General features: G+C 66.2%; 17 protein-coding genes and 1 tRNA gene. 7 read left to right on the top strand and 11 right to left on the bottom strand.

Features of this window, described 5'->3' with window-relative positions; genetic code table 11:
* Positions 1-77: 77 nt before the first annotated feature.
* From QXZ94_RS28610 to QXZ94_RS28595, 4 genes are all read right to left on the bottom strand, one after another.
* A complete protein-coding gene (locus QXZ94_RS28610) occupies positions 78-2,093 on the bottom strand; it encodes a HAMP domain-containing methyl-accepting chemotaxis protein (protein ID WP_315726587.1) in 2,016 nt (671 codons plus the stop codon).
* A gap of 33 nt (positions 2,094-2,126) precedes the next feature.
* Positions 2,127-3,107: a TRAP transporter substrate-binding protein gene (locus QXZ94_RS28605; protein ID WP_315724054.1), complete on the bottom strand. Its 981-nt coding sequence runs from the start codon at positions 3,105-3,107 to the stop codon at positions 2,127-2,129.
* 286 nt (positions 3,108-3,393) lie between these two features.
* Positions 3,394-4,038: an NAD(P)H-binding protein gene (locus QXZ94_RS28600; protein WP_315724051.1), complete on the bottom strand. Its 645-nt coding sequence runs from the start codon at positions 4,036-4,038 to the stop codon at positions 3,394-3,396.
* Between the two features lie 138 nt (positions 4,039-4,176).
* Positions 4,177-6,492 carry a Tex family protein gene (locus QXZ94_RS28595; RefSeq protein ID WP_315724049.1) on the bottom strand — a complete coding sequence of 772 codons (2,316 nt, stop codon included), beginning with the start codon at positions 6,490-6,492 and terminating at the stop codon, positions 4,177-4,179.
* Between the two features lie 196 nt (positions 6,493-6,688).
* Between QXZ94_RS28595 and QXZ94_RS28590 the strand changes: the two genes are divergently transcribed.
* A complete protein-coding gene (locus QXZ94_RS28590) occupies positions 6,689-8,749 on the top strand; it encodes an ATP-dependent helicase (protein ID WP_315724047.1) in 2,061 nt (686 codons plus the stop codon).
* Between the two features lie 212 nt (positions 8,750-8,961).
* On the opposite strand, the gene QXZ94_RS28585 is transcribed toward QXZ94_RS28590, so the two are convergent.
* Both QXZ94_RS28585 and QXZ94_RS28580 read right to left on the bottom strand, forming a co-directional pair.
* Positions 8,962-9,915 (bottom strand): fatty acid desaturase, encoded by a 954-nt coding sequence (locus tag QXZ94_RS28585; protein ID WP_315724045.1) that lies wholly within the window; start codon positions 9,913-9,915, stop codon positions 8,962-8,964.
* 13 nt (positions 9,916-9,928) lie between these two features.
* The gene (locus QXZ94_RS28580; protein ID WP_315724043.1) at positions 9,929-10,960 is read right to left on the bottom strand and encodes an alpha/beta fold hydrolase; all 1,032 of its coding nucleotides are present in this window, start codon (positions 10,958-10,960) and stop codon (positions 9,929-9,931) included.
* Positions 10,961-11,860: 900 nt separating this feature from the next.
* Between QXZ94_RS28580 and QXZ94_RS28575 the strand changes: the two genes are divergently transcribed.
* A complete protein-coding gene (locus tag QXZ94_RS28575; RefSeq protein WP_315724041.1) occupies positions 11,861-12,913 on the top strand; it encodes an LLM class flavin-dependent oxidoreductase in 1,053 nt (350 codons plus the stop codon).
* A 207-nt stretch (positions 12,914-13,120) separates the two neighbouring features.
* Here QXZ94_RS28575 and QXZ94_RS28570 read toward each other — a convergent pair whose 3' ends face one another.
* Positions 13,121-15,235 (bottom strand): tetratricopeptide repeat protein, encoded by a 2,115-nt coding sequence (locus QXZ94_RS28570; RefSeq protein WP_315724039.1) that lies wholly within the window; start codon positions 15,233-15,235, stop codon positions 13,121-13,123.
* An 81-nt stretch (positions 15,236-15,316) separates the two neighbouring features.
* On the bottom strand, positions 15,317-16,006 hold the full coding sequence (locus tag QXZ94_RS28565) for a flavin reductase family protein (protein WP_315724037.1): 690 nt from the start codon (positions 16,004-16,006) through the stop codon (positions 15,317-15,319).
* Between the two features lie 303 nt (positions 16,007-16,309).
* On the opposite strand from QXZ94_RS28565, the gene QXZ94_RS28560 reads away from it, so the two are divergent.
* Together QXZ94_RS28560 and QXZ94_RS28555 are read left to right on the top strand one after the other, a co-directional pair.
* Positions 16,310-17,188 (top strand): hypothetical protein, encoded by an 879-nt coding sequence (locus QXZ94_RS28560; RefSeq protein ID WP_315724035.1) that lies wholly within the window; start codon positions 16,310-16,312, stop codon positions 17,186-17,188.
* A gap of 72 nt (positions 17,189-17,260) precedes the next feature.
* Positions 17,261-17,824 carry a hypothetical protein gene (locus tag QXZ94_RS28555; protein ID WP_315724034.1) on the top strand — a complete coding sequence of 188 codons (564 nt, stop codon included), beginning with the start codon at positions 17,261-17,263 and terminating at the stop codon, positions 17,822-17,824.
* Here the strand turns inward: QXZ94_RS28555 and QXZ94_RS28550 are convergent.
* The 3 genes from QXZ94_RS28550 to QXZ94_RS28540 all read right to left on the bottom strand — a co-directional run bounded on the left by QXZ94_RS28550 (position 17,784) and on the right by QXZ94_RS28540 (position 22,227).
* Positions 17,784-20,522, bottom strand: coding sequence for a patatin-like phospholipase family protein (locus QXZ94_RS28550; protein WP_315724032.1), 2,739 nt, complete (start codon positions 20,520-20,522; stop codon positions 17,784-17,786). The two genes, QXZ94_RS28555 and QXZ94_RS28550, sit on opposite strands and share 41 nt — an antisense overlap.
* Before the next feature lie 269 nt (positions 20,523-20,791).
* Positions 20,792-20,868, bottom strand: a tRNA-Arg gene (locus QXZ94_RS28545).
* Between the two features lie 150 nt (positions 20,869-21,018).
* Positions 21,019-22,227, bottom strand: coding sequence for a DUF2891 family protein (locus tag QXZ94_RS28540; RefSeq protein ID WP_315724030.1), 1,209 nt, complete (start codon positions 22,225-22,227; stop codon positions 21,019-21,021).
* Between QXZ94_RS28540 and QXZ94_RS28535 the strand changes: the two genes are divergently transcribed.
* From QXZ94_RS28535 to QXZ94_RS28525, 3 genes are read left to right on the top strand one after another with little or no spacing between them, the layout of a single operon-like run.
* A complete protein-coding gene (locus tag QXZ94_RS28535; protein ID WP_315724028.1) occupies positions 22,208-23,131 on the top strand; it encodes a fused MFS/spermidine synthase in 924 nt (307 codons plus the stop codon). The two genes, QXZ94_RS28540 and QXZ94_RS28535, sit on opposite strands and share 20 nt — an antisense overlap.
* Positions 23,128-23,751: a fused MFS/spermidine synthase gene (locus QXZ94_RS28530; protein WP_315724026.1), complete on the top strand. Its 624-nt coding sequence runs from the start codon at positions 23,128-23,130 to the stop codon at positions 23,749-23,751. Before QXZ94_RS28535 ends, QXZ94_RS28530 begins: the two co-directional genes overlap by 4 nt.
* Entirely contained in the window at positions 23,748-24,716 is a 969-nt protein-coding gene (locus QXZ94_RS28525; protein ID WP_315724024.1) for a M28 family peptidase, read from the top strand. The genes QXZ94_RS28530 and QXZ94_RS28525 overlap by 4 nt, the downstream gene beginning before the upstream one ends.
* Positions 24,717-24,840: the final 124 nt, after the last annotated feature.

The following is a 24,840-nucleotide window of genomic DNA, read 5'->3' as shown; positions in this document are numbered from 1 at the left end:
GCCGCGCGTCAACTCTCATCGTCATCACGGCGAACGGCGGAGTCACGCCGTCTCGCCTGGCTTTGATGGGGTGACGATCAGGCCGCGGTCCGGATCGTCTGCAGGAAATCATCGACGTTGCTCTTCAGCGACGCCGCCTGTTGCTGGAGAGCGGCGGCTGCCGCCAACGCTGCTTCCGCGCCGGCATCGGTCTGTCCGGCCACGCTGCGGACGTCGCCGATCTCCTGCGTGACCGCCGCCGTGCCGCTGGCCGCCTGCTCGACATTGCGCGCGATCTCGCTGGTCGCAGCCCCCTGCTGCTCGACCGCAGCCGCGATCGCGTTGGAGATTTCGGCGATCTCGCGCACCGTGGTGCCGAACTGCGCGATCGCGCCGACCGTCTCCTCCGTCGCGCTCTGGATGGTCGCGATCTGGCTCGAGATCTGCTCGGTGGCCTGCGCAGTCTGCGAGGCGAGGTTCTTCACCTCGCTCGCGACGATCGCAAATCCTCGGCCTGCTTCGCCGGCGCGCGCCGCCTCGATGGTCGCGTTCAGCGCGAGAAGATTGGTCTGGCTCGCGATCGCCTGAATCAGCTGCACGATGGTTCCGATCCGCTCGGCGGCGCTCGACAGGCCGTCGATCAACTCGGAGGTCCGCTGGGTTTCCTGCGTCGCCCGACCCGACACGGCAACCGAACGCTGCACCTGCGCGGAAATTTCGCGGATCGAGGCCGCCAGCTCCTGTGTCGCCGAGGCCACGGTCTGCACGTTGACGGAGGCCTGCTCGGCCCGGTTGGCAACCGCCTCCGCAAGGCCACGTCCACGCTCGGCCACGCGTGCCAACTCGCTCGCGCTCTGGCCCATCTCGGTCGCACGCCCGCCGACACCGGTGATGACGCCCTGCATGCCCTGCTCGAAGCGCCCGGCCAGGTCGGACATCATCCGGGTGCGCTCGGCTTCCGCCGCCTCGCGCTGGGCCGCGGCCTCCTGCTCCATTCGCCGCACCGCAAGCGCATTGTCGCGGAACACCTCAACGGCCCGCGCCATCCGGCCGATCTCGTTGCGCTGCTCGCCGCCGGGGATCGGCTGCTCCAGCTCGCCTGCTGCCAGCGACTGCATGCGATCCGTCATGCTGCGGATCGGGCCCGACACGCTGGCGCCGATCAGCCAGGCCAGCACTGCGCCGAGCACGAGGGCGCCGGCCGCGGTGACGATCACGGTCTGCCTCGTGTCCTCGACCGCGACAGCCGTCCGGGCTCCCTGATCCACGCGCGCCGTCCCCAGCTGCTGGTTGATCCGACCGACATGCCCGTCGATCGCCGCACTCGCCTTGACCAGCTCGGCCTGCTTGGCACGCAGATCAGCTGCGATCTTGATGACCTCTTCGAAAGCCGCGGCGTCGGCCGTCATGGCCTCCTTGAGCGACGCGACCAGCCCCTTCAGCTTGGCGTCGTCGACAGCAGCGAGCTCAGCCTCGGAATCGGCGATCGCCAGCCTCGCATAGACGAAGGTGAGCCTGGCGTCCTCGGCATCGTTGGGGGACAGCGTGCTCGTGTAGCGCATGACCGCGACGCGCGCCGCGTCCACGACGCTGGCAATACGCAACGGGTTGAGCAGCGGCTCGCTGCCCGCTCGATTGGCGAGCGCGACCTGGATTCCACCGACATTGACACCGGCAACGGCGCCTAGCGCCTCGGTCTTGTTCGTCGCTGCACGGAGCCGGTCGACAGCTCCGGCAGCGGCCGCGAACGAGGCCCGATAGGCCGCGAGCTCGGTCCGGACCGCGCCGACGCCATCGGCGATGACCTTCAGCTTGCCGGACTGCTTCTCGACCTCCTCGGCGAGTCCGCCGACCGCGTCGATGGCCTTCCCGGCGATATCCTTGTCGCCGACGCTCCAGGTGCGGATGAACCTCTCGACCGCACCGTTGGCACTGAGCAGCGCGGCGCGGACCCGCGACATGCCGGCATCACCCGCAGCGCTCGCGACGAGCTCATCCACGGTGCCGCCGATGCGGCCGACCTGGATCATGGCGAAGCCGCCGAGCAACACGAGGAAGCTCAGGATCAGCGCAAAGCCGCCGAAGATTCGCGGGCGGACGCCGATCAACGACATCAGGGAAGAGAGTTTCATGGGATTGCCCGGCTGTTACGGAGTGGACCTGATGGTGGCGAGCAGCTCCTTGCCGAAGCGCTTCTCGAATTCGGGATCGAGCGGCTTGACCGCATCGACGAAGGACTTCCGATCGAACGTCTCGATGACGTCCATGCCGCCCTTGCGCAGATCGGCCAGCTTCTCGGCATCGAGCTCGGCCTTCCAGGTCACCTCCGCCGCGACTCTCGCGGCTGCGATCAGCGCCTCGCGCTCGCTCGCATCGAGATGATCGAACATCGCGCGGTTGGCGACGAAGACGATCGGCGCAAAGAAATGGCCGGTCAGCGTCAGATGCTTCTGTACCTCCTCGAAGCGATTGGCCGCGATGGTCGGCACGGGATTCTCCTGCCCATCGAGACGTCCATCCTTGAGCGCGGCATAGACCAGGGGAAAGTCCATCGGCACCACTTCGGCACCCAGCGCCTTGAAGGTCATCTGATAGACCGGGTTGGGGATCACACGAATCCTCAGACCCTTGACGTCATCGACGGAGCGAACCGGTCGCTTCGAATTGGTGAGGTTGCGGAAGCCCTGCTTGCCCAACGCCAGCAGCACCAAGCCCTTGTCGGCGAACTTCGCGCCGATCGCGGCGGCGACCGGCCCCGTGGCGACGGCCTTGGCATGGGCCGTGTCGCGAAACAGGAAGGGAATGTCAAACACGCCGAGCTCGGGAACGACAGCGCTCGCGATGCCTCCGGACACGACCGCGATATCGACCGCGCCTGTCCGTGTGGCAGCCAGCACGGCTGCTTCGCTGCCGAACGAATTCCCGGCGCGCTCATCGATGATGAGCCGTTTGCCGGCAAGCGCCTGCAGCTTGACCCGGAACTCGTCCGACCCGACCTGCTGCGGGTTCTGCGGCTGCGAATTGAAGACCAACGAGACCATTCGCGGTGATGCCGCGGCGTGATGTGGGCCGAGCAAGGCCGCTGTCATCAGTCCGGCGAATAAAATCTCTCGTAGCTGTTTGCGCATGAGATTCCTGAGCTCGTTGTTCTCGACGCAGTCTAGGAGGGAGGTATGGTTAAGGCGTTAAGAAGCGAGCTCATGCCGATGTCGTCGACATTTCGACTATCGTAGATCAAGATCAGTGGTTCTTGCCGTGACGCGTCTCTCTGCGGCGCCTTCGGAGTGATTAGCCCGTAGAAATACGGGCTAATCATCAATGGTCGCCCAAAAAGGTCGCCTGGCTCGTAGCCACGACCGCAAGTGACTTCTGATAAATAGAATTCACAGCGGGGCACCGCAAGAGGAGGCGCCGTCAGCGGCGCATCGCACCCGACAGAAGCACCCTGACTCCATCGACCGACGGAACGGTCTCGAGCAGCGCGTGTGCGACATCCGCGGCCATGATCGGCTTGTAGTTCGCGGGGATCAGGAAGCCGATGAGCTTGTTCAGCCTGTTGCCCCATTCCTCCCCCGGCCGGTCCGGCTGTCCCAGTTCCGCCCGCGCGCCGACCAACAGCGAAGGCCTGGCAATGACGAGGCCCGCGAAAGGCAGCGCGGTCAGATCCTGCTCCAGCTCACCCTTCACGCGGCTGTAGAAGACGCGCGATTTCGCATCGGCGCCCATTGCGCTGACGAGCCCGACCCGTTTGGTGCCGCTCGCAAGCGCGGCCTTGGCAACGGCGAGGTTCGCATCGTGATCGACGGCACGAAAGGCGGCCTGGCTGCCGGCGACCTTGATGGTCGTGCCGAGCGCCAGATACAGCTCATCGGCGGCAGGCAGAGCCGGGAGTGCGGCGAAGTCTACGGCGTGGGCGGTCAGCTTGGCGGAAACAACCGCTGGGGCGCGGCGGCCGACGGCGTGCACATGATCGACGGACGGATCGGCGAGCAGGCCGCTCAGAAGCTCACGGCCGACGAGGCCGGTGGCTCCGGCAATGATCACGGTGCGCTTTGACATCTCCGCTCCCCCGGCCAGCAGGCTCGAAGAAGGTAGGCATTGCGAGCCCGGTTCGGAAGGTGGCGTCGTCCTTTTCGTTCACCGCCGCGGAAGGGAGCTCCATTCCGCGACGGCGACTGATGATCGGCGTCGGAGCGCTTACGCGCCCTTGCGGCGCTCCGCCGCCTTGGCCATCGCCGCGGCAAACGCGCCGCCACCCGACGGCTTCTCCTCGCGCGTGGTCATGCGCGCCGCCGCCGGCGGCCGCGCGCTGGTGCGCTTCTCGCCCTTGGCCGGCAGCGGATCGGATAGCCGAAGCGTCAGCGAGATGCGGTTGCGCGGCACGTCGACGTCGAGCACTTTCACCTTCACGACCTGGCCCGGCTTCACCACCTCGCGCGGATCGTTGATGCGCTTCTCGGACATCGCCGAGATGTGGATCAGGCCGTCCTGGTGCACGCCGATATCGGCGAAGGCGCCGAACGCGGCGACGTTGGTGATCGTCGCCTCCAGGATCATGCCGGGCTTGAGATGCGTGATCTTCTCGACGCCCTCCTGGAACGTCGCGGTCTTGAACTCGGGGCGGGGATCGCGGCCGGGCTTGTCCAACTCCTTGATGATGTCGGAGACGGTCGGCACGCCGAAGCGCTCGTCGGCGAACTTGGTCGGATTGAGCGTCTTCAAGGTCTTGCTGTCGCCGATCAGAACCTTGATGTCGCTCTTGGTCGCTTCGAGAATCTTCTTCACGACCGGATAGGATTCCGGATGCACGCCGGAGGCATCGAGTGGATTGTCGCCGTCGCGGATGCGCAGGAAGCCGGCGCACTGTTCGAACGCCTTGGGCCCCAGCCGCGGCACGTCCTTGAGCTTGTCGCGGGTCGGGAACGGACCGTTGGCGTCGCGATGCGCGACGATGTTCTGCGCCAGAGTCTCGCCGATGCCGGAGACGCGCGCCAGCAGCGGCGCGGAGGCGGTGTTGAGATCGACGCCGACCGCGTTCACGCAGTCCTCGACGGTGGCGTCGAGCGCACGCGCCAGCTCATACTGGTTGAGATCGTGCTGATACTGACCGACGCCGATCGAGGCCGGCGGCACCTTGACGAGCTCGCCGAGCGGATCCTGCAGGCGGCGAGCGATCGAGACCGCGCCGCGGATCGAGACGTCGAGATTGGGGAATTCCTTCGCCGCGAACTCCGACGCCGAGTAGACCGACGCGCCCGCTTCCGACACGATCGCCTTGGTCAGCTTCAGGTCCGGCTTCAGCTTCATCAGGTCGGCGACCAGCTTCTCAGTCTCGCGCGACGCCGTGCCGTTGCCGATCGCGACCAGCTCGATGCGATGCTTGATGCAGAGCTGCGCCAAGGTCAGCATGCTTTCGTTCCACTGCCGCTGCGGCTCGTGCGGATAGATCGTGGCGTGGTCGACGAACTTGCCGGTGCGGTCGATCACCGCGACCTTGACGCCGGTGCGGAAGCCGGGATCGAGGCCCAGCGTCGGCCGGCCGCCGGCCGGAGCCGCGAGCAGCAGATCGCGCAGGTTGGCGGCGAACACGCGCACCGCTTCCTTCTCCGCCTCCTGCCACAGCCGCATCCGGATATCGAGCGCGAGCGAGGTCTTGATGCGGGTGCGCCAGGCCCAGCGCACGGAGTCCGACAGGAACTGATCGGCCGGGCGGCCCTGGCGCGAGATGCCGAAGGTCACCGCGATGCGGTTCTCATACAGCGATGGATCCTTCGAATCCTCCGGCTCGCCATCGCCGAAATCGAGCTGCAGCACCTCTTCCTTTTCGCCGCGCAGCATCGCCAGGATGCGGTGCGACGGCAGCTTGGTGAACGGCTCGGAGAAATCGAAGTAGTCGGCGAACTTGGCGCCCTCGGTCTTCTTGCCGTGACGCACCGAGGATTTGACGGCGCCACGCGTCCACATCTCCTCGCGCAGCGAGCCGACGAGATCGGCATGTTCGGCGAAACGCTCGACCAGGATCGCGCGGGCGCCGTCGAGCGCGGCCTTGACGTCCTTGACCGGATTGTCGCCGTCTTTCTTGATGAACGCCTTGGCTTCGTCTTCCGGATTCTTCATGGGGTCGCCGATCAGCATGTCGGCGAGCGGCTCGAGCCCGGCCTCCTTGGCGATCTGCGCCTTGGTGCGGCGCTTCTCCTTGAACGGCAGGTAGATGTCTTCCAGACGCGCCTTGGTGTCGGCGGTCGCCAGTGCCAGCTCGATCTCCGGCGTCATCTTGCCCTGCGACTTGATGCTCTCGATGATCGCGGTGCGCCGTGCATCCATCTCGCGCAGATAGCGCAGTCGCTCCTCCAGCGTACGCAGCTGCGTATCGTCCAGCATGCCGGTCGCTTCCTTGCGGTAGCGCGCGATGAACGGAACGGTCGCGCCGCCGTCGAGCAGATCGATCGCGGCCTGGACCTGGGCATCCCTGACGGACAGCTCAGCGGCGATGATGGAGGCAAAATTCGACACGGTGTTCTTCCGAGATTCGTGACGGGGCTGATTGGATAGGAGTCCCCGCGCGCCGGCGCAAGCGGGTGGCGGACGCTCTGTGGGCAACCGTGACAAAAAAGACCGGTTGCGAATCATGTAAAACGCTGTCGCAGCCGAGCCATCTCGTTGCGCGCGCGAAGCAAATCGCGGATTCTCGTGGACTGAGGGACGATTCGTGCAGGCAGCGGCCGCGACATATCTCGACGATCTCAATCCGGAGCAGCGCCGCGCCGTCGAGCATGGCGGTGCGCTGGCCGCACCGGGGCCGCCGCTGCTGATCATTGCCGGCGCCGGCTCGGGCAAGACCAACACGCTCGCGCATCGCGTCGCACATCTGCTCGTCAACGGCGCCGATCCGCGCCGAATTCTGCTGATGACGTTCTCGCGCCGCGCGGCCAGCGAGATGAGCCGGCGGGTCGAGCGCATCGCGCGAAAAGTGCTGAGCGGCCAGGCCGAAGCGATCACGTCGGGGCTGACATGGGCCGGCACGTTTCACGGCCTCGGTGCACGGATGCTGCGCGAATACGCCGAGCGCATCGGACTTGATCCCGTGTTCACGATCCATGATCGCGAGGATTCCGCCGACCTGATGAATCTGGTGCGGCACGAACGCGGCCTGTCCAACACGCAGAAGCGCTTTCCGACCAAGGGCACCTGCCTTGCGATCTACTCGCGCTGCGTCAATGCCGACATGCCGCTGGACGAAGCGCTGGTGCGGCATTTCCCGTGGTGCGCGGAATGGGCAGGCGAGCTGAAAGGCCTGTTCGCAGCTTATGTCGAAGCGAAGCAGGCGAACGCCGTGCTCGACTATGATGACCTGTTGCTCTACTGGGCGCAGATGATGGCGGACGCGACCATCGCGCGCGAGATCGGCGACCGCTTCGATCACGTGCTGGTCGACGAATACCAGGATACGAACCGGCTGCAGTCGCAGATCCTGCTGGGATTGAAGCCGAACGGAACGGGGCTCACGGTCGTCGGCGACGATGCGCAGTCGATCTACGCGTTCCGCGCCGCCACCGTGCGCAACATCCTCGACTTCCCCGATCAGTTCAGCCCGCGCGCCGACATCGTTACGCTCGACCGCAACTACCGCTCGACGCAGCCGATCCTCTCCGCCGCCAATGCGGTGATCGGGCTGGCGCGCGAGCGCTTCACCAAGAATTTGTGGACCGACCGCACGGCCTCGCGCAAGCCGCAACTCGTCACCATCAGCGACGAGGCCGATCAGGCCCGCTACGTCGTCGAGCAGGTGCTGGCCAAGCGCGAGGAAGGCATCGTGCTGAAGCAGCAGGCCGTGCTGTTTCGGACGTCGTCGCATAGCGGGCCGCTGGAAATCGAGCTGACACGGCGCAACATTCCGTTCGTGAAGTTCGGCGGGTTGAAGTTCCTCGACGCCGCGCATGTCAAGGACGTGCTGGCGCTGCTGCGTTTCGTGGAGAATCCCCGCGACCGTATCGCCGGCTTCCGCGTGCTGCACCTGATCCCCGGCATCGGCCCGGCCTCGGCACAGCGGCTGCTCGATGCTGCGAGCGACAGCGCCGATCCGATCGCACGTCTCTGCGCGCAGCCGGCCCCCGCGCGCGCCGGCGACGACTGGACGGCGTTCGTGCGCATGCTGGAGCAGCTGCGGCTGTCGGACTGGCCCGCGGACATCGCGCGCGTCCGGCACTGGTATCAGCCGCATCTCGAGCGCGTCCACGAGGATGCCGAGGTGCGCAGCGCCGATCTGCTGCAGCTCGAGCAGATCGCCAGCGGCTATCCCTCGCGCGAGCGCTTCCTCACCGAGCTGACGCTCGATCCGCCCGACGCGACCTCCGACCAGGCCGGCGTGCCCCTGCTCGACGAGGACTATCTGATCCTCTCCACCATCCATTCCGCCAAGGGGATGGAGTGGAATTCGGTACATGTGCTCAACGTCGTCGACGGCTGCATGCCCTCGGACCTCGGCGCCGGCTCCAGCGCCGAGCTGGAAGAGGAACGCCGGCTGCTCTATGTCGCGATGACCCGCGCCAAGGACGATCTGCACCTGCTGGTACCGCAGCGCTTCTTCGTCCATGGCCAGCCGGTGCGCGGTGATCGTCACGTCTATGCCTCGCGCACGCGGTTCATTCCGGAAGCGCTGGTGCCGCTATTCGAACGGATCGGCTGGCCGCGGCTGCCACGGGCTACGGCGGTTGCGAACTCGGGGCCGCGGATCGACCTGGGTGCGCGGATGCGCGAGCGGTGGCGGTGAGCCTCGGTCTTGCGGCGGTCGCGGTCCCCTACCTCGCCCCGCTTGCGGGGAGAGGTCGGATTGCATCGAAGATGCAATCCGGGTGAGGGGGTACAGGTCTCGCCACGACCACTTCCCGTGCGGCTGCCCCTCACCCCACCCCTCTCCCCGTGAAGAACGGGGAGAGGGAGCGCACCGTCTGCGTGGCGATGGCTTAAGCGCGAACTCATTGCTCAGGGCTTCGCTGCATCAAAGTGCGCGCAAAACCACGCCCAGGTCTGCCGGGTCACCGCGACATAACCCTCGCCGCGATATTTGATCTCGCCGTCCACGATCGCATGCAGCTTCGGCAGTGCATGGAACGGCACCGCCGGATAAGCGTGATGCTCGACGTGATAGGGCATGTTCCAGGCGAGCCAATGCACGGCCTGCGTCGTGAAGGTGGTGCGGGTGTTGTGGAAGGCGCTCCTGGTGTGATCGCAGCCGGTGTGCTCGGCGTAGAGATAGGGCCGCAGGATCAGTTGCCCAAGCAGCAGCGGGAGCACCCAGACCCACAGCAGGAGCGCGCTGTGCAGCGCGAGCGAGCCGAACAGCAAGAGCGCGTAGCCGGCGACATAGAAACGGGCCTCGCGCACGATGATCGCGCGACGGCCGGCGGGCACCCAGGGCACGGTGACCTCGCCGGTCACGGCATGCTTCAGCACCAGTCTGAGACGGCCGGCGACCTGGACCAGGCCGGAATAGGCGATCGCGAGCTGCGTCTCGGAGCGCGGCTTGGGGCCGACGATCAGCTCCGGATCGCGCTGGGGGTCCTGGGTGTGGCGGTGATGCTCCCAGTGGAACAGGCAGTAATATTCGTAAGGCAGCCCGATCAGGAAGCCGGAGAGATTGCCGACCGCCACGTTCAGCCGGCGGCTGTCGAACGCGGTCTTGTGCGCCGTCTCGTGCACCGCCATGAACAGGAAGGCGATGAGCACGCCCTGAACCGGCAGCAAGGGTAGCGCCCACAGCATCCCATGCGTCGATGCGATCGTTCCGATCAGCGCACCCACGGCGATGATTGCGCCGTAGTGGCTGAGCGTGCGCAGCGCGCCCTTCAGGTTGGAGCGTGTGCAGAGCTGCTGCAGCACTGCTGGTGTCAGCAGCTTCGGGCGAGGCGCGAATTCGTCGGTGGGCACGTCGGTCATGTCGAACTCTGGATCAGCTCTGGAGAAGGGTGGAGACGTTGGCTTTGATGAAGTCGCGATCGGCCGGGATGCGGACGGGATTGCCGGCGCGGTGGCCGTGGACCGATGGGATCGGGCGCAACGTGGCGGAGCGGGCGTTGACCAGCTTCGGCAGCTCGCGCTCATTATCGCGCCAGTCGAAATAGCGGTCGGTCTGGCCGGGCATCAGCAGCATGTGCGCGGTGATGGCGGAAAGCGCCCGGTCGAGATCGCCTGAGAACGCCGCGCAGGCGCTGATGTCACCGCCTTGCCAGATCGCGATCTGCGCCAGCAGATTATTGGCGTCGCGATGCGCGAAGGCGGTGTCCCAGGTGGCAGCGAGATAATCCTCCTGCGAGGCGAAGCCCTGCTCGCGCCAGACCTCGTCGCGATAGAACTCGTAGGACATCGCCCAGCCCGCATAGATACGTCCCATCGCGCGCAGGCCGGCCACCGGCTTCTCCACGAAGCGGCCGTTCTGGAAGGCGGGATCGGCCGTCAGCGCCGCCTTCACCGCATCGAGGAACAGGTGATTGTAGGGCGAGCAGCGCGCACTGCCGCAAACCACCGCGGCGCGCTCCACCATATCCGGATGGAGAGCAGCCCAGTGATAGGCCTGCATGCCGCCCATCGACCAGCCATAGACCAGCGCGATCCTGCCGATGCCGAACTGCTCCTCCAGCAGCTGCCGCTGCGCCGCGACCGCGTCGTGATAGCTGATCGCCGGGAACGGCACGCCGCCGAGCAGTTCGCGCGTGTTGGACGGCGAGGACGACAGGCCGTTGCCGAACAGGTTCGGGATGATGATGAAATATCTGTCGGAATCGAGAATGCCGCCTGATCCGATCAGCCATTCAGTGTCGGTGTGTTGGGCGCCGAACGACGTCGGATAGAGGATGACGTTGTCCTTGGCCGCATTCAGCGTGCCGTAGGTCTTGTAGGCCAGCCGCAGCGACGGGAACGTCGCGCCGGATTGCAGGACGACATCGCCCGCCTCGAAGATCCGATAATCGCTGCCTGTCGCCATGCGCGTGATCCCGTGGTCAATGAGGAGAGCCTAGGTGATGCGCGACCGACCCACACGCCCATTTTTTGGCATGGCATGACCGCGCGAGAGGCGCACGCGGCATCGTGTCCGCAGCGGCCAAGCGCCCGCGTTCTCGCGGCCGGTTTCGCCCGAGTTTGGCTGGATGCAACACCCTCGAAAGAATGAGGGCGCAGGGAATGCCGGGTGAAGGCCTCACCCATGGCCCGCCTGCGAAAAAAATGCAGGCGGCAGGAACCACAGGTTCAGCCGACAATCCGGCATTCCCTGCGCGATGGGCTTACGGCTGCTCCGTGCTCTCCCTGGGGACCGGGCGTTCTTGCCCCCATCGCCCGCGCCTGCCCTGGAGCAGAGATCACGGACTTGGCCTCAGCGTCGGGAGGCCAGGACCACACGGCTTGACCGTCCGCAGCAGATCGTTCGTCGGCGCGACTTGCGTCGCGCTGCGACCCGCCACGGCCACCGCATCCCCGCCTCGCGTCTCGTGACGACCGCGCGTACGCCCCTCATCGATGAGGCGGGATGCGCGCAATAGAGCATAGTTTTCGGAAAAACGAAAGATGAATTTTTGAGCGTGGCCGAAGCGATCGAGCCTGTATGGCGCAGTCATTCCGCGGCAAGGCCGAAAGGCCTTGAACCCGGAATCTCGAGATTCCCTGGATTCTTTTTTCGCCACATCGAGATTCCGGGTTCAACCGTCATGTGCAGTCGCACATGACGGTTGCCCCGGAATGACGGGGTGAGGCTGTGGACCCGCGTTCGCAGACGGGGCCTCCGCGGCCTGAAACCCTGTGTTTCGCGACCGCCCGCTTGCAAACCGGCTCCGCCCCTTCCAGCTGACGCACGGACGCCGTATGACGGCCCGACGCATTGGAACGAGACATGACCGCAGCAATCGAATTCGGCCTCGACACCTTCGGCGACGTCACCCGCGGCGCTGACGGCGCGATGGCCGCGCATGCTCAGGTGATCCGCGACGTGGTCGAGGAAGCCGTGCTCGCCGACCAGCTCGGGCTCGACTTCATCGGGCTCGGCGAGCACCACCGCGGCGACTTCGCGATCTCGGCGCCGGAGGTCGCGCTGGCGGCGATCGCGGCGCGGACGAGCCGCATCAGGCTCGGCTCGGCGGTCACGGTGCTGAGCTCGGATGATCCGATCCGCGTGTTCCAGCGGTTCGCAACGCTCGACGCGGTGTCGAACGGCCGCGCCGAGGTGATCCTCGGCCGCGGCTCGTTCACTGAATCCTTCCCGCTGTTCGGCTTCGACCTCAAGGACTACGAGACGCTGTTCGAGGAGAAGCTCGATCTGTTCGTCAGTCTCCTGCCGCAGCAGCCGCTGACCTGGCAGGGCCATCTGCGTCCGCCGCTGCGCGAGCAGCTCGTCTATCCGCCGATCGAGCACGGCCGGCTGAAGGCCTGGATCGGCGTCGGCGGCAGTCCGGAATCGGTGGTGCGCGCCGCGCATTACGAGCTGCCGCTGATGCTCGCGATCATCGGCGGCGACCCTGCGCGGTTCGCGCCCTATGTCGATTTGTATCATCGCGCCATCAAGCAGTTCGGCCGCGAGGTGAAGCCGATCGGCGTGCATTCGCCGGGCTACGTCGCGGACACCGACGAACAGGCGCGCGAGGAGCTGTGGCCGGACTACAAGACCATGCGCGACCGCATCGGCCGCGAGCGCGGCTGGCCGCCGATGGGCCGCGACGAATTCGTCCAGGAGGCCGATCACGGCTCGCTCTATGTCGGCTCGCCGGAGACCGTGGCGCAGAAGATCGCCGCGACCGTCAAGGCGCTCGGCCTGTCGCGCTTTCAGCTCAAGTACTCGGCGGGGCCCCTGCCTCACGTCAAACTGATGCGCAGCATCGAGCTGTATGGCCGCGTGGTGGTGCCGCGGGTGCGGGAGTTGCTGGCGCAGGAAGCGGTGCCGGCGTCCTGATCAGCGGTGCCGTGACGGCGCCTTGGTGAGCATCGGTCGACCGACACCCACCGCCGTCGTCCCGGCGAACGCCGGGACCCATACCGCGTGATCGTTCTGTGAGGCACGCTGAGCGTCGCTCTTCGCCAAACAGCGGCGCGGGGCTATGGGTCCCGGCGCGGAGGCCGGGACGACAGCGGTGGGATGGATAGAGCACCCTCACATCGCTCAGCAGACGTCCATCGTGGCGGGCAACAGCAACCCGCGCTCTCCTGCCGCCACCCGCGCGAGTTCTGCCGCCGCTCGCATCAGCACCCCGTCCCACGCCATCGGCTGCTCCTGCCGGAACAGCCGCATGGTCGGATACCACGGCGTGTCGGCGCGGTCGCGCAGCCAGCGCCAGTCGAGTGCGTAGGGCAAGAGCACCCACACCGGGCGCGCCAGCGCGCCGGCCAGATGCGCCACCGACGTATCGACGGAAATGACCAGATCGAGCGCGGCGACCGCGGCGGCGGTCTCGGCGAAATCATTCAACAGCGGCGCGAGGTCGATGACATCGCTGCCGAGGTCGAGCAACGCGGGCGCATCGTCCGGCCGCGGCTCCTTCTGCAGGGAATAGAGCTGCACGCCCGGCATCACCAGCCGCGGCAGCACGTCGCGCGCGGCGAGCGAGCGCTGGCGGTCGCCCTTGTGCCTGACATTGCCGGCCCAGACCACGCCGACCTTGAGCTGCGGCGCGCGGCCGAGCACGTTGTGCCAGGCCGCGACCTTGACCGGATCGGCGGTGAGATACGGCACGTCGCCGGGAATCGTCTCCAGCGTCGTGCCGAAGATGCGCGGCAGATCCATCAGCGGCAGCTGCAGATCGAACGGCGGCAGTGGCGCGCCGCGCGCGACCACGGTGACGGCCTCCAGACAGCGCAGCAGCGGCGCGATCGCCGGCTGCACCTGCAGCACGATCTGGCCGCCCATCGCCCTCACGCGGTCGATGTAGCGCACGAATTGCAGCGCATCGCCGATGCCGTATTCGGCGAACAGCAGCAGCGTGCGGCCGGCGAGCGGCTCGCCCTGCCATTCCGGCACATCGAAGCGCGGCATGCCCGCGGAGAGATCGGGGCAGTCGCGGCCCCAGCGGTGCTCGGCGAAGCCGGCCGGGAGGTCGCCGCACATCAGGAGAAAATGCGCGTGGTTGTAGCGCGCCAGCGCGTCGCCGGGCGCGAGGGCGACCGCCCAATGGGACGCTGCCAACGCATCGTCGATGTCGCCGGCATTGCGCAGCGCCACCGCGAGATTGGCGTAGCCCTTTCCGTAGGACGGATCGGCGGCGACGGCGCGGCGATGCGCCGCGACGGCCTGCCCGGTCTCGCCGCGCAGCTCATGGATGATGCCGAGATTGGTGTGCGCCGGAGCGTGATCGGGCGCGAGCGCCAGGGCGTGCTCGCAGGCGGCGATGGCGGCGTCGAGCTGCCCGGCGCCGCACAGGCAGGCGCCGAGATTGCTGAGCACGACGACATCGGTGGGGTCGAGCGCCGCCGCGCGGCGATAGGCGTCGACCGCCTCGGCTGAACGGCCGGCCTCGTGCAGCGCATGACCGAGCAGCCGCGCCGCGCTGGCATCGCCGGGCGCGAGATCGGCAGCGCGGCGGTAATGAAGCGCAGCCTCGGTGAAGGCGCGCTGCTTGTAGAGCACATCGCCCAGGCTGAGATGCAGGCCCGCATCCCCCGGGCGCGCAGCGAGCGCCTGCTGATAGGCCGATACGGCCGCCGCGTCGTTCGCCTGCTCGGCGAGCACATGCGCGAGCGCCCGCCAGGCTTCGGGATAGGATGGGTCGCGTTCGAGCAGCGCGCGATACGCGGCTTCGGCGTCGCTGAGCCGGCCCTGCCGCGCCAGGGCGAGCGCGAGATTCCAGCGGGCGCGGAGCAGTGCCGGGTCGAGCTCGATGGCATGGCGGTAGGCGGCCTCGGCGTCGGCGAGGCGCGACAGCTCGAGCAGCGCCGTGCCGAGCTTGCTGTGAATGGCGGCGTCGTGCGGCCGCAACGCCGCGGCGCGCGCGAAGGCATCCGCAGCGCCTTCGCGCTCGCCTTTCACAGCGAGGGCATCGCCCAGCGTGACATAGGCCGGCACGTGGTTGGGATCCCTGGCGAAGACGCGTCCGAGCAGCGCTGCGCCCTCCGCCATGCGGCCATCGGCAAAGGCGAGGATCGCGGAGAGATGCAGCGCCGGAAGATGATCCGGCGCGGCCTGGAGAATCTCGCCGCAGACGACCTGGGCCAGGCCGGCCCGCCCTGCATTGTAGTGATCGGCTGCCTCGATCAGCAGTCTCTCGACAGAAACAGCCCCCATGATGTCCTCGACGTCTCGCACCGGATGCAGGCTTGAACGTGCGGCCGGACGATTTCAGGCGAGACGCGCGGCACGAAGCGCTCAGCTCGCGGCCGCCTCGAGGCTTGCGGTGGTGCGGGCGCGGACGATATCCGGCGTGCGATAGGCCGCCTCCGGGATCGTTGCCAGCCGCGAATCGTGGAGCCTGGAGCCGAGGCCGTAGAACTGCTGGAAGCTCATGATCAGCGGCCGCCATTTGTCGGGATCGATGCGGTCGCGCGCGCCCTCCATCAGGATGGAGCCGTCGACGTGGACGCGCTGCACCCGGACCTCGAAGCACTGGATGTGGCCCTTCAGCACGGCATCGTCGTCGGCGATGCCGTGCACCGCCTCGACCCGCGCCTCGAGCTGCACGGGACATTCGGCGACGCGCGGCGCGGCGACGGTTTCGGATCGCATCGCCGTCAGCCCGGCTGCGCCGAACTTGTCGGCCTCATGGCGATAGCCGCCGCGCTGCTTCATCGGCGGCACCGGATCCGATCCGGTGGTGAGCGCGAGGCGATCGACCGCGGCCACGAGATCGGCCGACGGCAGGTTCAGCACGCATTCGCGGCTGCGCCGCATGTTCTGCGGCGTCTTCGATCCCGCGGCGAGGCCGAGCATGCAGCGCCAGCCGAGCCAGAACGCCGACGACATCGGCGCGAGATTGAAGCTGCCGTCCTCGTTGACGGTGCTGATCAGGACGACCGGCGTCCCGAAATAGAGGATGCCCGGCTCGATGGTCGTGTGCATGGGAAAGCTCTCCAGGGTGATGCATGCCGGCGGCAAATTTCGCGCGCCGCGCGGACGGGCGCATGCGTCCGTCGCGCCCCGGAAGATTTGCGATGCGGCGGCCCCGCGCTCCACCCGATTCCCGAGCCGGTCGGATTTGGCGTGCGAACGGATGAGACGTCGCAATGGAGAGGCGGCGATCCCGGCCGTCGCAGCCGCCTCGCCTCGTCCAGCCACCGCCGAGCCCGATGGTTGCCGCACGCATCTTCTCATCCGATGGTTGACGCGATATGCTCCTGCTGCGGGCAGGGAGGCTCTGTTGTGATGAGGAAGCTCACGAGGGCGACGTCGTTCCAATTGTTTGCTGTTGCGTTGGCATGGGTTGCGCCGAGCGGACATGCGTCGGCCGAAGCCGATTTCTGCACCCCTGTGGCGCAGCTCATGAGTGACTTTGCTGCGCAGGAGCTGTTCTACTGGGACCCGGACACCAAGACATGGGCCGCCGTGCCGGACGGCGGCCTTTCGCTCTCCGGGAGGGAAGCCCAGCTGATCTACGTCACGCGGGAATTTTTTCAGGACGAGCCGCGGTCGGGCGCGATCGTCGTCAAGACCGGCCGCAAGATCGATACCAGCGAGAAAGATCCCGAGCCCGCCCGCAAGAAGATCAAGCTCGATCGCGCCAAACAGGCCGAATTCGACTCCTGCCGGGGCAGGGAGCCGTCCTCGTTCGACGGGCGGGTCTCGGCGCTGGAATATGACCGGTACCACGACTACGGCTATGACGCGTCCGACAATGAGGATGGCCGCAGCCTCGGTGAATTTCACACCAGATATGTCAGCCGCAGCGGTCGATGCGACGCCGCGACCGACAGCACCACTTTCGACGCCCCGCTGCGCTGGGACTGGCGCAGCAACCGGTCGCAGTTCTCGTTCGACCCGAGCGTGGTGAGCGGCGGGTTCCATAGCCAGATCATGGCCGGTCTGAGCATCCGTGGAGCCGCCGCGGTCGGATCGGTCGGCCTCGCCGACCAGCGGGTGGACATCATCAAATATCGCACGAACGCGCAGAAGATGGCCTGCATCGCCCTTCGCGTGAAACCGACCGGCAGAAATTTCTTCATTCGTGTCAATGATTTGGAGGGAGCGCCGAAGGGCGGCCGGCTGATCCGGGCGGACGAACTGTCGCGCCAGCTCACGCGTTAATCCGTCTTTAGCCGTACTTGTTTAGTATTCTTTCGGCTCGGTGGACGGCGAACGGGCTCGAGGCTTGCGGCGATGACGGACGGACTGACCATGACGTCGGAAGGCCGGCCTGATCTGAAGGAGGCCGGGGGCCGGAAACATCTTCCCTCATTTGGGCCCGCGATCCTGCAGACCGGCCTGGTCGTTGCCGCCTGCGCGCTGTTCGTGATCGCGAAGTCGATCGCCACCGGCGGCCGGGTGCATATCGACGATGTCGAGTACTGGATCGTCGGGGTCGTGCCCGTCGCCCTGCTCTACGGATTGTCCCTGCTGATCGCACGCGCCACGCCCGAAGCCAGGCGGGATGCCGTGGCCCGGCGGCTGATTGCGGCCTGGATCGTCACGCTCATCCTGTTCTGCATCAGCAAGGATCTCCACATCTATGAGGGCCTGCGCGATGCCGTCGAGACGGTCGCACAGCTCGGCCGCAGCGCCGCCGAGGCCGTCGTTGCGCTGCTGTTCGCGGCCCTCGCCGCGATGATCACGATGACGAAGCTCGTCGCCGAAGCCGGTGACAGGTTCCGGCTCGCGATCGGCACGCTCGCCGCAATCATCCTCATGACGGGGATGGCGAGCCTGCTGCTGTCTTGGCACTAGGCTCCGTGGCACCAGGCTTCGCGGCGCCAGGATTGGAATAGCTGCTCCAGAGTTCATCCCGGCTCGGAAATCGATGGGACCCGGAGCCCGCGAGCCCCAATTCCCTGATCATGATGGACGCGCTGCGGAAGCCGAGATCGCGATACGCTTCGAACTGGCTCGGGTCGAAGAACTGATCCAGGGTCGTCTCGTGCGGGAAATCCGGACTGCCGGCGCGATAGCCCGCGGTCGTGAAGTCGAGATCCCGGATCAACGTCGCCTTCAGATAGATCACGATGCTGTCCGGCGAGCCGTCCTCATAGCGGACGCGTCCGACCACATAAGGCGATTTGGCGAAATGCGCGCCGGCGGGATAGCCGACCTCCTTGTCGACCGGCAGCAGGCGATCGACCCCGGCGGCGGGCTCGAAGGTCAGGGTTGCCTTGAAGTCCTCCTTGATGCGGACCGCAGCCGACACCAATGCGGGCAGCGCAATGGTCGCATCAGCCTCACCGTCGATCAGGACGATGATCCCCAGCTTGCGCCGCACGAGCTCGTACAGTCCGAGATTCTCGAAATTTCCGCCGTCCGAGATCTCGATGAAGGCGCCGGTCCGCGCCCGACCATATCCCAGGAGACCCGCCGTCAGGGTCGGGCTCCAATAGGCGGGCTGGCTGCGTCGTTTGCCCTTGAGCCAGGGATTGCCGACCCAGATGCCGAGCCGCATGTTCAGGATCGTCATGACGGCGGAGACGAGACGATTGCGGGTGAAGCCGGTGCCGATGTAGCCGGCGTTGGAGTTGACCGCCGCCCCCGACGCCGCCATCGCCGTCGCCAGCGTCAGCGGACCGTACCGGTCCTCATCCGTGTATGACTTGGTGTCCTCCCAGCCGGTCGAACGCGAGCCGATATAGAAGGGCGACAGGATGAAGTTCACCCCGCCCCGATTGACGATCCTGGGGTCCACGTCCCTGACGATCCGGCCGAAGGTGTTGATGAGGGGATACGGAACGGGGGATCCCTGGCGGGCGGACGGCGAATACGACGATCGAAGGTCGACGAGATTGAGGCTGTCGGCCACGGGTGAATAGGTCGCCCGGCCGATCTTCACCGCCAGCGTCGACGGCAGGAATGCTTCCATGAGACGGTCGCGATAGAAGCGATGCAAGCCGATCTGGTTCACGTTGGCGCGAATGCTCAGGACGACACCGACGATGATGAAAACCGTCGACGCATAGGCGATCAACGACTTGTAGGAGGCAAGACCGCCGGGGAGAAGCGGCGAGTTCTTCTGAGAGAAGACGTCGAAGACGAAGACGGATCCGATATAGCCGAATGTCAGCGTGCCATACAGGAAGATGGCGGCCCCGAGCGGCACGAACACGCGCGCCGCGATGGTCTCATCGATCTTCTTGACGAAGGAATAGTAGCCATACAGCGCCGATGCCGCGCCGCTCAGAACGGTGAAGAAGGCCGTGAACACGATCGAAGGACCGCTGGAAGCGGTGATCTTCTGAGCGAGGAAAAATGGCAGCACGGGCAACGAACCGACGACCAGCACCACGAGGCCGATCGCGAAGATGACGCCGAACCATTCCTCGAGCGTTCGTCGCCACCAATAGCTTGCCGTGACGGAGGAGCCGCGAAAGAAATACTCGAAGACGAATCGAGCAATCAGCACGATCCCGAACAGGCTCGAAGCGACGATGACCGCGAGCGTGGTGAAGCTGATCAGACGCCAATAGAGCAAGATCGGCACGATGATCATCGCAGCACCCGCTGCGGCGGATAGCACGGCAGCCATGCTGACTCGTGGACCCTGGCCGACTTCACTCGGAACGCGCGTCAGGAGAGCGAACAGCAACGACATGAAGACGAAGAACAGAACCCCCACCGCATAGGCCACCAGCGCCAGCGTATACAGCGGAGGCAGCGCGAACGGACATTGCGGCTTGGTGGCCATGCAGGTCCACGTGAACCACGACTCCGGAAATCCGGGCAGCGGCCGGTCGAGCGCAGGGAAGACGTGCTCGATGACGAAGGTGAGCCCGAGGTTGATGACCTGGACGATCAGGAACAGAAAGAAGATCAACGGCAGCCACACGATCAGGCTGATCAGCAGCGTCCTGAGAACGACGTAGATGCCCGACAAGGCGGTGATGCCCTGGCCGGAGACCAAGTAGTTGCCGTGATTGCGCAGGAAGGCGAGGTTGCACTTCTGGTCAGGACTGTCCGACAGGTTCGGATTGGACAGATGGTCGCAACCGTAGGGGAAATTGTCACGGTCCACGCCATAGATTCTTGGCCCGGCAGCGACCGTCGTGCCGGGGGGCGACGCTCCACCGGCTGCCTGCGCTGCGACAGGGGCCTGCGCGAGAGCGGCAGCTTCTTTCGCCCGCGCCTCGCTCCACCACCATTGCAGGGAGGAGCCGATGTAGCCGCCGCCCGAGACCGTCGAGATGTAGTCGAACTTGGCGAGCAGTCCGTGGGCGACCAGCGCCTGAAGCGCGCCGAGACTGAAGGTCGCGGAGCGAATCCCGCCGCCTGAAAGACCGATGCCCTTCCAATCATCGCTCTCGCCCTGCCCGATGCGGCGGACGTGGGTGTCCGCAAGCTTCCGCTTCTCCCATCGCAGCACGGCTTGCTCATGCCGCTCTTCCGGCGTCCCCTTCCTGGAGCGGCCACGGGACTTTGCACGGGCATCAAGGGAATCGCTCATCGGAAATTTCGATTTGCGCACGCCGGAGATCACGGCGAGCCAATGATATAAAAGCCAAGGCTACCACGCGCGGTGGTGCGCTTCAATTAAAACGAGGATGATGCGCAGGGCGCTACCAACGATCTCGATAAGCGACCTTCACAGGCACGCCGATTACGCTTCGGCAGCGCAAGACCAACGACGAGAGCTGCAGTGCCACAGGAGCGGTGGCGGCGGACGTGCTCCCTCACGGAAGAAGGAAATGTCGACAGCATCTGGACAGCGGCAGATGGCGATCCCGGCATGACTCGAACATGCGACCTACGGTTTAGGAAACCGCCGCTCTATCCAGCTGAGCTACGGGACCGGAGCCTGCACCGACGTGCAACTGCTTCGATGCCTCCATAGCAGACCCGGGCACCGACCGGAAGCCTCTCCGGCCGCCAGGTCGGCCCTGCCCCGGACCAGCACCGTAGCAGACCGCCGAACAGCCCGGCCCCGGGGGCAATCCATGCTTTCAGTTCCGCTCACCGCCGTTCAGGGATCGCCCGGCCGTCACTCCGAACAGGGGCTGCACGGCGTACAGGCCGAACTGGGCGACCCAGTGACCGACCGCCAGATAAGAGCCGCTCCAGTTCGACGCCGGCCGGTAGCCATTCTCGACGTGGGCTGCATACGCGGCGGCGATGTCGGGGCGCCCGCTCGCCTCGTACATGTCCCAGAGCCCCCAGGCCCGGCTGAAATTCAATCCAAACTCGTGGTCGGTCGCCGGACGCTCGATCGGGCTCGGCAGCCCGTTCGTGGCGACGAAGCGCGATAGCCAGGCGGCATAGTCCGCCCGGCTCAGCACCCTGGCGACCAGCGCCGCCCAGTTGCTGCAGATCGCCATGAATTGTCGCTGCTCCCGCCCATAGGAGCATTCTGGGTCGGCGTCGACGAAGCTGGGGCGGATCCAGCCGATCACCTCGGTTTCGAGATCGGCAAGACCGCGGGCCCGCGCATAGTCGAGCAGATTGGTCAGGGCCCAGCTGTCGCTGCGATACTCCCCGGCGAAGCGATCGATGCGGCGGCCCCGGTAATATTGTCGCAGCGTCCCCGCAACCTCGTCCGCAAACGGCACGAGATCGTCGGAGCCGGTGAGCTTCCGGTGATCGATCGCGAGCCGCAGGAACCAGGCGCGGCCATACGGCATTTCGAATTGCGGCGATTGCCGCAGCAACCGGCGCTCCGACGCGAGCCTGTCGGGCGCCAGGATGGAAGCCACGAGGGGCTGATATTGACGGTCACCCGTTGCCCGCTGATAGGCGATGAGCGCCCAGACGCCGTGGACCGCCGAATGCCAGTCGACACATCCCCTGAACGCCGGGTGGTTGGTGTCCTCGCGGCGGCTGCACGTCGCGACCTGCCGGGCGAGATTTGCCGCCATCGTCTGTCGCTGCGCCGCCAGCGGCAACGCGATCTCGGCGGCCGCAGCAGCGCCGCAGCCGGCCAGCAAGGCGAGCGCAATCGCGAGCCTTTTCAACACGATCACACCCTCGTTTCCGCGCGCAGCCCACTCTATCCGTCCGCCGCCCGATGGTCTAAGAGAGCGGGCGCCCGGCAGGCGCCAGGATAGTCCCCTGCCGTCGCCACCACAAACATTGCCGCCGCCGGATCCGCTCCGGATGTTCCGGCGGCAGATCCAGCGTTGAGGAAGCAGATTCGTGATGCTCATCCGGTCGGTCATTCTCGGCATGCTTGCGGGCTGCCTCTCCGTCGCCGCGAGCCAGGCGCAAGATACCCGCAATCTGCTGGAGTCCAAGGAGTCGCTCTACAACAACATCTATGTCTATGAGCAGGGCCCCTATCGCAGCATGACGTTCGGTCACAACCGGCGCATCTATACCGAGAGCGTCTACAACACCCGCGACGAGCTCGACCTGCCGGTCGACTATACCCGCTTCATGACCGCCAGCGTGATGTACGCCAAGAACGTGAGCTCGATCCTGGAGATCGGCTTCGGCGGCGGCCGCACGGCCTGGTACCTGCACCGTTTCCTGCCCAAGGTGCAGGTGACCTCGGTCGAGCTCGACCCGACCGTGCTGGAGTTCGCCAAGAAATATTTCGGCATCAAGGAGGAGCCGAACTTCCACGTCGCCAACCGCGACGGCCGGCTGTTCGTGCAGGAATCGAAAGAGCGCTACGACATCATCCTGATCGACGCCTATCGCGGCCCGTTCGTGCCGTTCCACCTGCTGACCAAGGAATTCTATCAGCTCGTCAAGGATCATCTCGCCGAGGGCGGCGTGGTGGCGCAGAACGTCGAGCCCTCGACAATGCTGTTCGATGCCGCCGTGAAGACCATTCACAGCGTGTTCCCGCAGGTCGACTTCTACGAGGCCGGCGGCAACATCGTCATGGTCGGCTATCCCGGCGACGAGCGGAAGGCGGAGGATCTCGCCGCCGTCGCGCAGGAGCGCGACAAGGAATTCGGCTTCCGCTACAAGCTCGCCGACATGCTGGCGCAGCGCAAGCGCATCGACATCGACAATGGCCAGGTCATCGACGCCAAGGCCAAGGTGCTGACCGACGACTTCGCGCCGGTCGAGGCGTTGAAGACGATCGAACGCCACAACAGGAAGCTGCCGTGAGCGCGCCGGTCTCCCGCGCCGGCCTGCTGGCGATCTACGTCTGCTCGTTCCTGGTCGGCTGCGTGCTGATGGGCTTCGAAATGCTCGGCAGCCGCTATCTCAATCCCTATTTCGGCAGCGGCATCGGCGCCTGGGCGAGCCTGATCTCGACCGTGCTGTGCGCGCTCGCGATCGGCTATTTCGCCGGCAGCGCCATCGTCGACCGCCAGCCGACGACGCGCACGATCGGCGTCATGATCCTGATCGCCGCCGCCTATATGGCGGTGGTGCCGGCGACCGCCGACACGGTCATGGCCGACATCCTCGACACCATCGGCGACGGTCCTGCCGCGACGCTGCTCGCCTCGACCGCGCTGCTGCTGGTGCCGCTGACCTTGCTGGGGACATTCTCGCCGATCGCCGTCAGCCTGCTGACCCGCTCGGCCGCCGAGGCGGGCCGCGTTGCCGGTCTCGTCTATGGCGTCTCGACCATCGGCAACGTCGTCGGCACGCTGGTCACGACTTTCATGCTGATCCCGACGATCGGCTCGCGTGCCATCACCTATTACTTCGCGGTGGCGCTGGCGGGCTGTGCCGGCATCCTGTTCATTCCGTTCGAACGGAAGAGCCCGCGGCCGTGACCGGGAGCAAGGCAGCCCATATCCGTGTATGCTCTGTCCTCAGCTGCGCCCTCGCGGCGATTGCCGCGGCCGTGCTCGGCGTCAGCGCCGCCACGGCCTCCGATGCGCGGATCGAGCAGTGGGACGGACGCCGGGCGATGGAGCACATCGCCGACCAGCTGCGCTTCACCCCCCGCGCGATCGAGACGCGGGGGCATCAGCAGACCATCGACTACATCAAGGCGGCCATGGCAAAGACGGCGGCCGAGGTGGTGAAGACCCAGAATTTCGCCTTCAAGAGCGACGACGGGCGGGTCCTGCGGCTGACCAACATTATCGCCCGCTTTCAGCCGCAGAATCCGCGCCGCGTGATCGTTGCCACCCACTACGACAGCATCATCCACGCCTATCGCGACGCCAACAACCCGAAAGAGCCGATGCCGGGAGCCAACAATTCCGCATCGGGCGTCGCCGTGCTGCTGGAAACCGCACGCGTATTGTCCCTGCTGCCGAAGGCCGAGGTCGGCATCGACATGATCTTCTTCGACGGCGAGGAAGGGCCCCGCGCGCTGGGCGCAGGTGATCCCATGTGGCGAGCGCTCGGCTCACCGCACTTCGCGGCGAACCTGAAGGAGTACTATCCCGACCGCAAACCCGAAAAGGCGGTCGTGTTCGACATGGTCTGCGACAAGGATCTCGCACTGATGCCCGAGCCGATGTCGCTGCGATCGGCGCCCGCCGAGGTCAAGAAGTTCTGGAGCATCGGCCAGAGCATCGCTTCCCAGGCTTTTCTCACCAAGCCGACCGCGTACCCGATCAGCGACGACCACACGGCGCTCGCGCAGGTCGGTATTCCGAGCTTCCTCGTCATCGATTTCGACTACGAACCCCATTTCAACACGACGCAGGACACGCTCGACAAATGCTCGGCCGACAGCCTTCAGGCGGTCGGCCGGACGCTGCTGATGTATCTGCTCACGCCTTAGTCCTCTTTGCCCGAACGCCAAGCCGCAACCCGGGTCCCGAATTTCAGGTCGGCCGCGGAGAGCGCGCCGGGCTTCTTCTTAGTTGCAACGTCGTTCCGCGGTTGCGCGGCGGTGCCACCGAAGC

This window comes from Bradyrhizobium sp. SZCCHNS2022 (genome assembly GCF_032377575.1).
In the GTDB taxonomy this organism is placed as follows: Bacteria; Pseudomonadota; Alphaproteobacteria; order Rhizobiales; family Xanthobacteraceae; genus Bradyrhizobium; species Bradyrhizobium aeschynomenes.
This window is presented reverse-complemented; position numbering and strand designations above follow the sequence as displayed.